The following is a 13,583-nucleotide window of genomic DNA, read 5'->3' on the forward strand; positions in this document are numbered from 1 at the left end:
TACCTTGCTGACGGCCTCTCGCGACAGACCGTGAACAGATTCTGATCCGATGGGCGAAGCCTGCTTCGCCCATCCGGGTCGGGCTTACTTCTTGTCGTCTTTCACTTCTTCGAACTCGGCGTCGACCACGTCGTCGTCAGCCTTGGCGGAAGAGGAGGACTGACCGGCGTCAGCACCGGCGGCGCCCTGTGCCTGAGCCTGCTGCTGGGCAATCTCCATCAGCTTCTGGGACGCTTCCAGCAGCGCCTGCTGCTTGGCTTCGATGGCGGCCTTGTCGTCGCCCTTGATGGCGGCTTCCAGCTCGCTCAGCGCGGTCTCGATCTTGCTCTTGTCGTCCGCAGGCAGGGCTTCACCGGCTTCGGCGATCTGCTTGCGCACCGAGTGGACCAGACCGTCAGCCTGGTTGCGGGCCTGCACCAGCTCTTCGAACTTCTTGTCCTCGGCCGCGTTGGCTTCGGCTTCGCGCACCATGCGTTCGATCTCCTCATCGGACAGACCGGAAGAGGCCTGGATGGTGATCTTCTGCTCCTTGTTGGTCTCCTTGTCTTTCGCGGAGACGTGCAGGATGCCGTTGGCGTCGATGTCGAAGGTCACTTCGATCTGCGGCAGACCGCGCGGTGCCGGGCGGATGCCTTCCAGGTTGAACTGGCCCAGGGACTTGTTGTCGCTGGCGCGCTTGCGTTCACCCTGCAGCACGTGAATGGTCACGGCAGACTGGTTGTCTTCGGCGGTGGAGAACACCTGGGACTTCTTGGTCGGGATGGTGGTGTTCTTCTCGATCAGCGCGGTCATCACGCTGCCCATGGTCTCGATCCCCAAGGAGAGCGGGGTCACGTCCAGCAGCAGTACGTCGGTCTTGTCACCAGACAGCACGGCACCCTGGATGGCGGCCCCCATGGCCACGGCTTCGTCCGGGTTCACGTCCTTGCGCGGCTCCTTGCCGAAGAAGTCGGCAACGGCCTTCTGCACCATGGGCATGCGGGTCTGACCGCCTACCAGGATGACGTCGTCGATCTCGCCGACCGCCAGACCGGAGTCTTTCAGGGCGACACGGACCGGCTCCAGGGAGTTCTTGACCATGTCTTCCACCAGGGATTCCAGCTTGGCGCGGGTCACCTTGATGTTCATGTGCTTCGGACCTGTGGCATCTGCGGTGATGTACGGCAGGTTCACGTCGGTCTGCTGGGCGGAAGAGAGCTCGATCTTCGCCTTCTCGGCGGCGTCTTTCAGGCGCTGCAGGGCCAGCTGATCCTTGCGCAGGTCGATGCCCTGCTCGCGCTTGAACTCTTCCACCAGGTAGTTGATGACGCGGTTGTCGAAGTCTTCACCACCCAGGTGGGTGTTGCCGTTGGTGGCCAGCACCTCGAAGGTGGTCTCGCCTTCCACTTCGTCGATCTCGATGATGGAGATGTCGAAGGTACCGCCGCCCAGGTCATACACGGCGACCTTGCGCTCGCCCTTGACCTTGTTCACGCCGTAGGCGAAGGCCGCGGCAGTCGGTTCGTTGATGATGCGCTTGACGTCCAGACCGGCGATGCGACCGGCGTCCTTGGTGGCCTGACGCTGGGCGTCGTTGAAGTAGGCCGGCACTGTGATGACGGCTTCGGTCACCGGCTCGCCCAGGTAGTCCTCGGCGGTCTTCTTCATCTTCTTCAGCACTTCGGCAGAGATCTGCGGCGGTGCCATCTTCTTGCCCTTCACCTCGACCCAGGCGTCACCGTTGTCGGCCTTGGCGATGGTGTACGGCATGATCTCCAGATCGCGCTGTACTTCGTCATCCTCGAAACGACGGCCGATCAGACGCTTGATGGCGAACAGGGTGTTCTTCGGGTTGGTGATGGCTTGACGCTTGGCCGGCTGACCAACCAGGATTTCGCCGTCATCGGCATAGGCAATGATGGACGGAGTAGTACGGTCGCCTTCCGCGTTCTCGATCACGCGAGCATGGTCGCCATCCAGAATAGCGACGCAGGAGTTGGTAGTACCCAGGTCAATACCGATGATTTTACCCATTTGACGAATCTCCAAATACTTTGAATAAACTGGCGAGGGGCTCGCCTTGATACGTTAACGGCTAGGTGGGGCCTGCCACTGTGGCTTTCAAGCTCCCGGCATCAAATTTTTTGTGCCGCCGTGGCCTTGCAACCTATATGGGGTCTCAAGTCGGCGCTTCAAGTCCGGCCCTGAAAAAACCCTGCACTGCGGCCCATGGAGCCAAGAATGCCTGCCAGATGACGCCACAAATACCCGGGTGGCGCCATGGCCAACAAAAAGCCCGCCAAGCGGCGGGCTTGGTGAGAACAGGGTGATCAGTCAGCGGACTTGGATACCATCACCATGGCCGGGCGGATGACGCGGCCGTTGAGCTCGTAGCCCTTCTGCATCACGGCGATGACGGTGTTCGGCGCCACGTCGGCACTCGGCACCATGCTCATGGCCTGGTGGGCATTGGGGTCGAACGGCTGGTTGGTGGGATCCAGGGCTACCAGGCCAAACTTGGCCACGCCGCTCTGCATGGATTTCAGGGTCAGCTCCACCCCCTCGATCATGGGCTTGAGGGTGTCGTTCTCCTTGTCGGCCAGCTCGATGGCGCGCTCCAGGTTGTCCAGCACCGGCAAGAGCTCGGCAGCGAACTTCTCCAGCGCAAACTTGTGGGCTTTCTCCACGTCCTGAGCGGCACGGCGACGCAGGTTCTCCATCTCGGCGACGGCGCGAATGGCGCGCTCGCGCTCTTCCAGGGAGGCCTGCTGGGCCGCTTCCAGTTGGGCCTCCAGCTCGGCAATGCGGGCCTGCTCGGCTGTCACTTCACTGTCTACATCGGTCGGCTCGACTGGCTGGGCTTCCAATTGCTCCATCGCTTCAACCTTTTGTTCTTCGTGGCTCATGACATCTCCAATATTCAGGGGTTACTTATGAGGGGCAGCTGGCGTTCAGGCAAGCGACACTCACCAACGGACCCTTGTGCTGGCGCTATTATGGGGACGTAGTCCCGGCTTTCAAGGGGAAAAGGGCATATCGGACACAATGCCTCCCGTTCGCGGGCCAGATTGCCCCTTTTCGGGGCCGAATGCGCCAACTCGCATGGCGGCAGACAAATCCCCGGCAAAGCGCGGTATACTCCCCACCAAGACTCTCCCAGACCCGGTAACCTATGGATTCTCCGTTCAAAACCGTTGCACTCATCGGCAAACCCCACCACGAGGGGGCCAACCAGACCCTCCGCGGCCTCTATCAATATCTGACCAGCCGCGGTTTTCGCGTCCTGCTGGAGAGCCGGGTCGCCCAGACCCTGGGGTTGCTGGGTGACAACGTGATGGATCTGGTGCAGCTCGGCGAGCAGGCGGACCTCGCCATCGTGGTCGGCGGCGACGGCAACATGCTGGGGGCCGCCCGGGTGCTGTCGCGCTTCGACGTGGCGGTGATCGGGGTGAACCGGGGCAACCTCGGCTTCCTCACCGATCTCTCGCCCCAGGATTACCTGCTGCCCCTGGAGCAGGTGCTCTCCGGTCACTTCAAGAGCGAGCACCGCTTCCTGCTGGAGGCCTCTGTCTATCGCCACGGGGAGCGCAAGTCCAGCAACCTCGCGGTGAACGAGGCGGTGCTGCACCCGGGCAAGATAGCCCACATGATCGAGTTCGAGGTCTACATCGACGGCAGCTTCATGTACAGCCAGCGCTCGGACGGCATCATAGTCGCCACCCCGACCGGCTCCACCGCCTACTCCCTGTCGGCGGGTGGCGCCATCCTTACCCCCAAGCTCAACGCCATCACGCTGGTGCCCATGTTCCCGCACACCCTGAGCAGCCGCCCCATAGTGCTGGACGCGGACAGCGAGGTGCGACTGCTGGTCTCCCCCGACAACCAGGACGACGCCATGCAGGTAAGCTGTGACGGCCAGGTGACCCTGGCGGTGCATCCGGGGGACGAGATCCTCATCAGGAAAAGCAGCCACAAGCTGCACCTGGTCCATCCGCTGGATTACAGCTACTTCCACGTGCTGCGCAACAAGCTCGGCTGGGGCAGCAAGCTGTTCTGACGCCCCCCTGCGCGCCATCTCACTCATAACACGGCCCTGACGCGGGCCGTTTTGCATTCCGTCCTGCGGCGACATCTTTACTGTATGGAAAACCAGTATATACTGGATGTATACACAGTAATGTTGACCCATACAGGATGAGACCATGCTGACCCAGCTGACCGTCAACAACTTCGCCATCGTCAAGTTTCTCGAACTCGATCTGCAACCGGGCATGACCTGCATCACCGGCGAGACGGGGGCGGGCAAATCCATCGCCATCGACGCCCTGGGCCTGTGCCTGGGGGAACGGGCCGAGGCCGGCATGGTGCGTCCCGGCAGCGACAAGACCGAGGTCAGCGCCCGTTTCCTGCTGGAGGGCAACCCCGCCGCCCGCGCCTGGCTCGCCACCAACGAGCTGGAGAACGAAGGGGAGTGCATCGTGCGGCGGGTGCTCTCCGCCGAGGGGCGCTCGCGCAGCTATATCAACGGGGTACCCGTTCCCCTGGCGCAGCTCAAGAACCTGGGCCAGCTGCTGGTCAACGTCCACGGCCAGCATGCCCACCAGCTGCTGCTCAAGCCCGACTACCAGCTCGCCCTGCTGGACGGTTATGCCGGCCACCACCTGCTGCTCGACGACGTGCGCCGGCACTACCAGCAGTGGCGCCAGCTGCAGAACGAGCTCAACCGGCTCAAGGCCGAGCAGCAGCAGCGGGAGGCCCGCCGCCAGCTCATCGAATACCAGGTGCAGGAGCTGGACGAGTTCGCCCTGCAACCCGGGGAATTCGAAGAGATAGAAGAGGAGCACCAGCGGCTCGCCAACGGCACCGAGCTGATGCAGGAGTGTGGCGCCTGCCTGGATCTGCTCTATGAGAACGAGGAGACCACCATCGCCGGACTGCTGCAGAACGCCGTGGACAGGGCCGAGACCCTGGTGGGCATGGACAGCCGGCTTGGCAACGTGCTCGGCATGTTGAACGAGGCGCTGATCGGGGTGCAGGAGAGCCACAGCGAGCTGCGCAGCTACCTCGACAACCTGGAGCTCGACCCCGAGCGCTTCAACGAGCTGGAGGCGCGCCTCTCAAAGGCCATCTCCCTCGCCCGCAAGCACCATGTCAAACCGGCCGAGCTGGCCCACCACCATCAGGATCTGGCCCTGGAGCTCACCCGTCTCAACTCGGACGAGGAGCGTCTCGAGGGGATGGAAGACGAACTGGCCGCGGCCCGCGAGGCCTTCGTGCAGGCCGCCGAGGCGCTGAGCCAGAGCCGCCAGCGCTATGCGCAGGAGCTGGGCGCCAAGGTCACCGCCAGCATGCACGAGCTGGCGATGCCCGACGGCCGCTTCGCCATCGAGGTGCGCCCCGATGCCCAGAGCAGCCTGTCCCCTCTCGGCATCGATCGGGTGGAATTCATGGTCACCACCAATCCGGGCCAACCTATTCAGCCGCTCGGCAAGGTCGCCTCCGGTGGCGAGCTGTCGCGGATCAGCCTCGCCATCGTGGTCATCAGCGCCCGCAAAATTTCGACGCCGACCCTGATCTTCGACGAGGTGGACGTGGGGATCAGCGGCCCGACCGCCGCCGTGGTGGGGCGCCTCTTGCGCCAGCTCGGCGAGTCCACCCAGGTCATGGTGGTCACCCACCTGCCCCAGGTGGCGGGCAAGGGCCACCAGCACATGGTGGTGAGCAAGCACACCGACGGCAAGACCACGGAAACCCAGATGCAGGCGCTCACCCCAGACGCCCGTCTCAACGAGCTGGCCCGCCTGCTGGGGGGGGATCAGATCACCGACAACACCCTGGCCAACGCCCGCGAGCTGCTCGCAAGCTGACGACATGGGCGGGAGGGGCGACCTCCCGCCCATGTCGGCCCTTGTTGGCTGGCCCGGCCGTCGCCACCATTGCCGCTCAGGGCGGTAAGCCCGGCTCCCCCATCCCCGCCTTGTTCAGCCTTCCCTGTTTTTACCTTTGTCTTTGGCTATTGCTAGGCCCCAGGGCGGTCGAACCACTGGCTCGATCCGTGGTCAACCCCGCACTGCCCGCTTCATTCCGGCGCAGGACGGCATCATACTGCCAAATCAAGGCAGCCACCCACTGCCAGTCCCTCTCACCCCACTTCAGGAATCAATCCATGCTCCACGTCTTTGGTCACCAGAATCCCGACAGCGACAGCATCTGTACCGCCCTGGTCGCCGCCGACTGGCTCAATCGTCAGGGCCGGGCGGCCCAGGCCTTCGCCCTCGGTGAGCCCATTGCCGAAACCCGCTTCATCCTGGAGACCGCCGGGGTGGAGGCGCCCCCCGTGCTGCAAGGCAGCGTGGCCGGCAAGCCGGTCTTCCTGGTGGATTTCAGCGAGCTGGAGCAGGGGCCGGAAGGATTGGCCGACGCCGATGTGCAGGGGCTTATCGATCACCACCGTCTCGGCACCCTGATCACCCGGGGCCCCCTCGATGCCTGGATAAGAGCCGTCGGCTGCAGCGCCACCGTGCTGCTGGACCTGATGGGCCATGACGCGCTCTCCCGCGCCCAGGCCAGGCTGCTGCTGGGGGCCATAGTGAGCGACACCTTCAACTTCACCTCCCCCACCACCACGCCCCAGGACAGGGCGGCGGTCGAGCAACTGCTGCCCATAGCCGATCTGGCGCTGGCCCCCTTCGCCCAGACCCTGCTGGAACGCCGCACCCAACTCGGTGACGCCCCTATGAGCGAGCTGCTCGTCGCCGATGAGAAGCGCTACCAGATCGCGGGGCACACCCTGATGGTGAGCCAGATCTGCGTGATGGATCCGGCCCAGTTGCAGACCCGGATGGTGGAACTGTACCAGGCCATGCACGCCAGGCTGGAACAGGACTCTCTGGATGCCTATGTCCTGATGCTGACGGATCTGGCCAGGGGGGACAGCCTGCTCCATTGTGCCAGCAAGGGCATATTGCCCACCGACCCCGTCCCGCTGGCGGGCGCCCTCAGCCGCAAGAAGGAGGGACTCCCCTGGCTGACACAGCATCTTACGAACCCGCTCCTCTGACCTCCATCACAGGGTCCCCATCCGGCCTACCATAGTGGCAGCATAACGAGCCATTCCTGCAGAAGGAGACCCGTGACCATGCTGCCTTTCTCCCCTTTCCCCATGAAATTCTTCCATCTCAACACCGATCTGCGGCACACCTTCATATTCCATTCAACTGCACCTGTTATGATGATGTAAACAGAGCCGAGGCTGCGGGCATGGCGTCAGAGTGCGACGCGAGGCGTGCGGGTCGGCCACTGTGATGTGACACCCGCGGGCATGCCCCGGGATGGGACAAGCTCCCTGACCGGGTGCCCCGCGCCATGCCGAGGAGAACTGCTTATGAGCTCGACCAATATTGTGCTGTTGCTGGAAGGCAAGGATTACGAGCAGGAGACGCTGGCCAAGGCGAGCCGTCTGGCACAGGGATTGGGAAGCAACCTGACGCTGTTGCACCTGACCCACAGCAGCAAAGTGCGCCGCAAGAGTCTGTCACTGTCCGAGGAGGAACGCAGCGTCCAGGGCACCCTGGATGCCAAGGCGATCATCAGCGAGCTCATCACCCTGCCGTCTCACCCCGTGGATTACCAGTGCCTCGTGGTTGACGACGTGGTGCCGGATCTCAAGCGCTGGCTGGCCGCTCATCCGACCGATCTGCTGCTGGTCGGCAGCCGGCATCACTGGATGGAGGGCTCACTGGCCCGACTGCTCATCTACAAGCTGCCCGTGGATATCCAGATCTGTCACGAGCCCCACGCCGAGTTGCTCCAGGCCGTCGGCTGATGCCCAAGGACCCGCTCGGCGAGCGGGTCTCTTTCCCCTGTAAAGATCCGGGCCGCGCACCCTCTCCCGATACCGCCAAACGGGCGCCAGTAAACTCCCAACCAATCAAAATCCTCACCCGCCTCCCCCTCCATCACGGCGGTGACGACACGATTTCTTACACATCGTTCGCTTCTTTTTGAGTGCCATTTGCTGCACGATATGGCCCTTGCGCGCCTTCTCCCCTTTTTTTCAGGTGATACATGAAGAGTCTCCCCACCCCGGGCAAGTTCGCCCTGCTCGCCCTCCTGCTGCTTGCCCTGATCGCCTGGCTGGCCTGGCCCGGCAAGGCCCCGGAGCCCGTGCTGACCGCCACCGTCACTCGCCAGGACGTGGAGCAGACGGTGCTCGCCAGCGGCGTCCTGCAGGCCATCGAGCAGGTGGACGTGGGGGCCCAGGTCTCGGGTCAGGTCACCTATCTCGCGGTGGAGGCGGGGCAACAGGTCAAGCAGGGGGAGCTGCTGGCCGAGATCGATCCCCTGATCGCCCAGAACAACCTCAAGACCGCCGAGGCGGAGCTGGTCAGCCGCCGCGCCCAGCTCAAGATCAAGCAGGCGCAGCTCAAGCAGAACGAGCTCGCCTGGCGCCGTCAGCAGCAGATGTTCCGGCAGGAGGCGAGCTCCCGGGCAGATCTGGAAAGCGCCGAGGCCCAGCTCGCCGTCACCCGGGCCGAGCTGCAGAGCGCCCAGGCAGACATCGACAACGCCCTCATCAAGGTGGAGCGGGCCAAGACGGAGCTCGGCTATAACCGCATTCAGGCCCCCATGGATGGCACCGTCGTCTCCATCGTCACTCGCCAGGGGCAGACCCTGGCCGCCAGCCAGACGGTGCCGACCCTGCTCAAGCTCGCCAACCTGGATACCATGACGGTCAAGGCCCAGATCTCGGAGGCGGACGTCACCCGGGTCAAGGCGGGCATGCCGGTCTATTTCACCCTGATCGGGGATCCGGATACCCGCTACCACGGCACCCTGCGCACGGTCGAGCTGGCCCCCACCAACATCAACGAGCAGACGGCCAGCGCCACGACCACCAGCAATGCCGCCATCTACTACTACGCCCTGTTCGACGTGCCCAACCCCGGCCACCAGCTGAGGGTCTCCATGACGACCCAGGTCACCATAGTGCTCGGCGAGCGCAAACAGGTGCTGACCATTCCCCAGACCGCCCTCGGCAAGAAGCTAGGTGACAACGAATTCGAGGTGACCCTGCTCAGGGAGGGGGATCAGAGAGAGGCCCGCCGCATCCAGACCGGCATGAAGGACGACATCAAGATAGAGGTGGTGAGCGGCCTGACCGAGCAGGAGAAGGTCATCCTGGATCAGGGCAAGCCGGTCCAGCACGACGAAGAGGAGATGGCGCCGTGAGCGAGCCCCTGATCCGGCTCAAGGGCATAGAGCGCCGCTACCAGAGCGGGGAGCACGAGGTGACCGTGCTGCACCCGCTGGATCTGGCCATAGATGCGGGGGAAATGGTGGCCATCGTCGGCGCCTCCGGCTCCGGCAAGTCCACCCTGATGAACCTGCTGGGTTGCCTCGATCGCCCGAGCGGCGGCCAGTACCTGTTCCGTGGCCAGGACACCGCCACCCTGGATGCCCTGGCCCTGGCGCAGCTGCGCTGCCACCACTTCGGCTTCATCTTCCAGCGCTATCACCTGCTGCCGCACCTGGATGCGGCCGCCAACGTGGAGATCCCCGCCATCTATGCGGGCACCGCCCGCGCCGAGCGCCGGATCCGGGCCCGCACCCTGCTCACCCGCCTGGGGCTGCAGGATCGCAGCCACCACAGACCCGGCCAGCTCTCCGGCGGCCAGCAGCAGCGCGTCAGCATCGCCCGCGCCCTGGCCAACGGCGGCGAGGTGATCCTGGCGGACGAACCCACCGGTGCCCTCGACAGCCAGAGCGGCAAGGAGGTGATGACCATCCTCAAGGAGCTGCACGCCCGGGGTCACACCATCATACTGGTGACCCACGACATGGCGGTGGCAAACCATGCGGACCGCATCATCACCCTGCGCGACGGCCGGGTGGTGGAAGAGAGCGGCCAGCGGGCAACCGGCGAAAGTTCACCCCGGCAGACCCCGTCCGAGGCGCCGGCATTCCCCCATGAGGGACAAGGTGACGGCGGCAAGCAGGCCGTCTCCCCCACCCGGCCCGATGCGCAGGGCGCCAAGTCGGCCGCCCTCGCCGCGAGCCAGGGCTGGGATCGCTACCGGGAGGCGGGCCGCATGGCTCTGCATGCCATGCTGGCCCACCGCATGCGCACCTTCCTCACCATGCTCGGCATCATCATCGGCATCGCCGCCGTGGTCAGCGTGGTGGCGCTGGGTCAGGGGGCGCGCGCCAAGGTGATCGACGACATCAACGCCATGGGCACCAATACCATCGACATCTTCCCCGGCAAGGACTGGGGGGACGAGAAAGCCGCCAGCATCCAGACCCTGAACGAGCGGGATCTCGACGCCCTGCTCGGCCAACCCTACCTGGAAGGGGCCAGCCCCCAGATTGCGACCTCGGGCCAGCTGCGCTATCGCAACAAGACCAGCAGCGGCAGCGTGATCGGGGTCGGCAACGACTTCTTCCGGGTCAAGGGGATGACGCTCACCCAGGGGCGCCTGCTCGACGAGCGGGACATCCGCAGCCGGACGGCGGTGGCCGTGGTGGATGGCAAGACCATAGAGAGCCTGCTCGGCAAGGTGGACCCGGTCGGTCAGGTGGTGCTGGTCGGCACCCTGCCGGTGCGCATCGTCGGCGTGGTGGCCCAGGAGACCGGCTTTGGCCCCAGCAGCCAGTCGGTCAACGTCTGGCTGCCCTACAGCGCCGTGATGAGCCGCCTCCTCTCCCAGAACCACTTCAGCCAGATCACCATCCGGGTCAAGGACGGGGTCCAGCCCGCGCTGGCCGAGCAGGCCGCCGTGGCACTCTTGACCCAGCGCCACGGCGCGAAGGATTTCTTCACCTTCAGCAGCGACAGCATCGTCAAGTCGGTGGAGAAGACCACCGCCACCCTGACGCTGCTGGTCTCCGCCATCGCGGTCATCTCCCTCATCGTCGGCGGCGTCGGGGTGATGAACATCATGCTGGTCTCGGTGGTAGAGCGCACCCGGGAGATAGGGATCCGTATCGCGGTCGGCGCCCGCCAGTCCGACATACTGCAACAGTTTCTGATCGAGGCGGTCATGGTCAGCCTGCTGGGAGGCCTGCTCGGCATCGGCCTGGCCCTGCTCATCGGCGCCCTCTTCTCACTGCTCGTGGAGAGCTTCCAGATGCACTTCTCCCTCTTCTCCATCCTGATGGCCTTCGGCTGCTCCTCCCTCATCGGGGTCCTGTTTGGTTACCTGCCCGCCCGCAATGCGGCCAGGCTAGATCCGGTGGAGGCACTGGCGAGGGAATGACGATGCACAACCTATCAAGGCTCGGGCTGAGCCTGATGCTCAGCGCCAGCCTCGGCGCCTGCAGCCAGCAGAGCCCCTATCACAGACCCGAGCTGGACCTGGCGCCGGCGTGGCAGCAGGAGAGCCGGGGTCTCACCGCGCAGCAGGCCGGCCCCTGGTGGCAGGGATTTCAGGATCCCGCCCTCGATCGCCTGGTCGAGGCGGTGCTCGCAGCCAACCCGGACATGCGGGTGGCAGGGCTCAAGCTCAAGAATGCCCTGCTCGGCGCCGATCTGGCCGACACCAACCTCACCCCCTCGGTCAGCGCCAATCTCGGGGCCAGCGGCACCAAGAACATGAAAGATGGCGGCGCCAGCAGCAACCTGGGCCCCTCCCTCAACCTGAGCTACGAGGTCGATCTCTGGGGCAGGCTGGCCGTGGCAAGGGATCAGGCGCAGTGGGAGGCAGAGGCCAGCGAGCAGGATCTGGCCGCCACCCGCTTGCTGCTCATCGGCAGGACCCTGGAGCAGTACTGGCAGTTGGCCTACCTCGGCTCGGCCATCGCCCTGGGCACCCAGCAACTGGCCAACCTGGAGCGCATTGAGCGCCTAATCCGGGCCAAATACGAGGCCGGGGCCGTCACCCGCCTCGATCTGGTGCAGGCCAGCCAGCAGAAGGCGGGCAAGCAGGCGGAGCTCGCCACCCTCACCCAGCAGCGGGCACAGGCCGGCAATGCCCTGCGCCTGCTGCTGGGCCGCAGCAGCGGCCCGCTGGCTGATGCTCCCGACGCCCTGGTCATGGGCCCCATTCCTACCCTGGCGGCCGGCATTCCGGCCGATGTGCTGGCACGGCGCCCGGACGTGCGGGCCGCCGAGCTCAGGCTACGCAAGACCCTCGCGAGGGGGGACGAGATCCGCACCGGCTTCTACCCCACCCTGAGCCTCACCGGCGGCGCCAGCACCACCTCGGACACCCTGACCCAGGTGCTGCAAAACCCGGTGGGGACCCTGGGCGCGACCCTGGCGCTCCCCTTCCTCGAGTACAACAAGACCCAGCTCTCCATCGCCAGCGCCGACATCGATTACCAGATTGCCGAGACCGAGTTTCGCAAGCAGCTCTACACCGCCCTGCTGGAGGTGGAAGATGGCCTGGCCGCCCGCCAGCAAGGGGAGCAGCGGCTGCGCTATCTGGAACAACAGCGGGCCTATGCCAAAGAGGCCGAGCGGCTGGCGGGCGCCCGTTTCCTCGCCGGCGCCACCGGGGTGCAACCCTGGCTGGATGAGCAGAACCGCCTGTGGGATGCCGAGCTCGCCCTGCTTGCCCAGCAGCAGACCCAGCTCAACAACATGGCCGGCATCTACCGGGCGCTGGGGGGAAGCGATCGAACCTGATCCGTGCAGGAAGAGTGGCACCGCGGTTGGTATCCGGCTGAGGTCGACCGCGGCTACTCCTCTGCCCACAAAGCAATTGATAATAATTTTCATTTAATGAAAAATGGGCGCCATTATCAGCCAGGAGTATGCCCATGTCTCAACCCGCCCCGGTCAATCGCCCCCGCCTGCTCACCGTCAAGCATGTTCAGGATGTGAGCCCGCACCTGCGCCGAGTCTGCCTGACCGGCCCCGAGCTTGTGGACTACCCCTTCAGCTGTGGCGGCGCCCATATCAAGATCATGCTGCCCCGACCCGGCCAGAGCGAGATAGTGCTGCCCACCCCCACCGAGAAGGGACCCCGCTGGGAAGACCCGAACCAGAAACCCGTGATCCGCACCTTCACCATACGCGCATTTCGTCGCGAGGCGCTGGAGCTCGACATCGACTTCGCCCTGCACGGCGAGGCCGGTCCCGCCAGCCGCTTCGCCCTGCACGCCAAACCGGGTGACAGGCTCGCCATTTCGGGCCCAGGCGGTCCCGACCCCATGCTGCAGACGGCCGAGCACTATTACATGGCGGGGGATCTCACCGCCCTGCCCGCCATCAGCGCCATGGTGGAGGTGATGCCGGCCCATGCCCGCGGTCATATCGCCCTGCTGGTCCCCCACCAGGACGATGTGCAGGATCTGTCGCTGCCAGCCGGCGTCGACCTGCGCTGGTTCGTGGGCAACCCGGAGCAGGCCGCGACCCTGGTGGCGCATTTCACCGCCCAGCCCATGGTCGCCGAGGGGAGCTATTTCTGGTTTGGCGGGGAAGAGAGCCTGGTCGTGCCGCTTCGGCGCCACGTCAGGCGAACCCTGGATGTGGATCGCCAGCGGGTCTATGCAGTCCCCTACTGGCGCAGCGGCAAGGATGAAGATGCCTATCACCAGGACAGGCACGCCGTGATGGACAGCTGATCTTCCTTGTTTATCTTGTGACTGGCAGGCTTCCT

The 13,583-nt window shown here is 64.9% G+C and carries 10 protein-coding genes; 8 read left to right on the plus strand and 2 right to left on the minus strand.

Annotation, left to right across the window (positions count from 1 at the left end; translation table 11 throughout):
* Positions 1-84: 84 nt before the first annotated feature.
* Both dnaK and grpE read right to left on the minus strand, forming a co-directional pair.
* Positions 85-2,013, minus strand: coding sequence for a molecular chaperone DnaK (gene dnaK / locus I6L39_RS00090; RefSeq protein ID WP_216990670.1), 1,929 nt, complete (start codon positions 2,011-2,013; stop codon positions 85-87).
* Between the two features lie 296 nt (positions 2,014-2,309).
* Entirely contained in the window at positions 2,310-2,885 is a 576-nt protein-coding gene (gene grpE / locus I6L39_RS00095) for a nucleotide exchange factor GrpE (protein ID WP_042075133.1), read from the minus strand.
* A gap of 266 nt (positions 2,886-3,151) precedes the next feature.
* On the opposite strand from grpE, the gene nadK reads away from it, so the two are divergent.
* The 8 genes from nadK (at position 3,152) to I6L39_RS00135 (ending at position 13,548) form a co-directional block, all read left to right on the plus strand.
* Positions 3,152-4,036 (plus strand): NAD(+) kinase, encoded by an 885-nt coding sequence (gene nadK, locus I6L39_RS00100; protein ID WP_042075132.1) that lies wholly within the window; start codon positions 3,152-3,154, stop codon positions 4,034-4,036.
* A gap of 145 nt (positions 4,037-4,181) precedes the next feature.
* Entirely contained in the window at positions 4,182-5,846 is a 1,665-nt protein-coding gene (recN, locus tag I6L39_RS00105) for a DNA repair protein RecN (protein WP_216990671.1), read from the plus strand.
* 299 nt (positions 5,847-6,145) lie between these two features.
* On the plus strand, positions 6,146-7,039 hold the full coding sequence (locus tag I6L39_RS00110) for a DHHA2 domain-containing protein (protein WP_216990672.1): 894 nt from the start codon (positions 6,146-6,148) through the stop codon (positions 7,037-7,039).
* 324 nt (positions 7,040-7,363) lie between these two features.
* Positions 7,364-7,804: a universal stress protein gene (locus I6L39_RS00115; RefSeq protein WP_042075129.1), complete on the plus strand. Its 441-nt coding sequence runs from the start codon at positions 7,364-7,366 to the stop codon at positions 7,802-7,804.
* 242 nt (positions 7,805-8,046) lie between these two features.
* Complete coding sequence (macA, locus tag I6L39_RS00120; protein ID WP_216990673.1) at positions 8,047-9,210, plus strand: macrolide transporter subunit MacA; 1,164 nt, start codon at positions 8,047-8,049, stop codon at positions 9,208-9,210.
* Entirely contained in the window at positions 9,207-11,237 is a 2,031-nt protein-coding gene (locus tag I6L39_RS00125) for a MacB family efflux pump subunit (RefSeq protein WP_216990674.1), read from the plus strand. The genes macA and I6L39_RS00125 overlap by 4 nt, the downstream gene beginning before the upstream one ends.
* A complete protein-coding gene (locus I6L39_RS00130; RefSeq protein ID WP_216990675.1) occupies positions 11,234-12,607 on the plus strand; it encodes an efflux transporter outer membrane subunit in 1,374 nt (457 codons plus the stop codon). Before I6L39_RS00125 ends, I6L39_RS00130 begins: the two co-directional genes overlap by 4 nt.
* 134 nt (positions 12,608-12,741) lie before the next feature.
* Complete coding sequence (locus I6L39_RS00135) at positions 12,742-13,548, plus strand: siderophore-interacting protein (RefSeq protein WP_216990676.1); 807 nt, start codon at positions 12,742-12,744, stop codon at positions 13,546-13,548.
* Positions 13,549-13,583 lie beyond the last annotated feature (35 nt).

The sequence above is a fragment of the Aeromonas sp. FDAARGOS 1409 genome (assembly GCF_019048705.1).
Taxonomy (GTDB): Bacteria; Pseudomonadota; Gammaproteobacteria; order Enterobacterales; family Aeromonadaceae; genus Aeromonas; species Aeromonas sanarellii.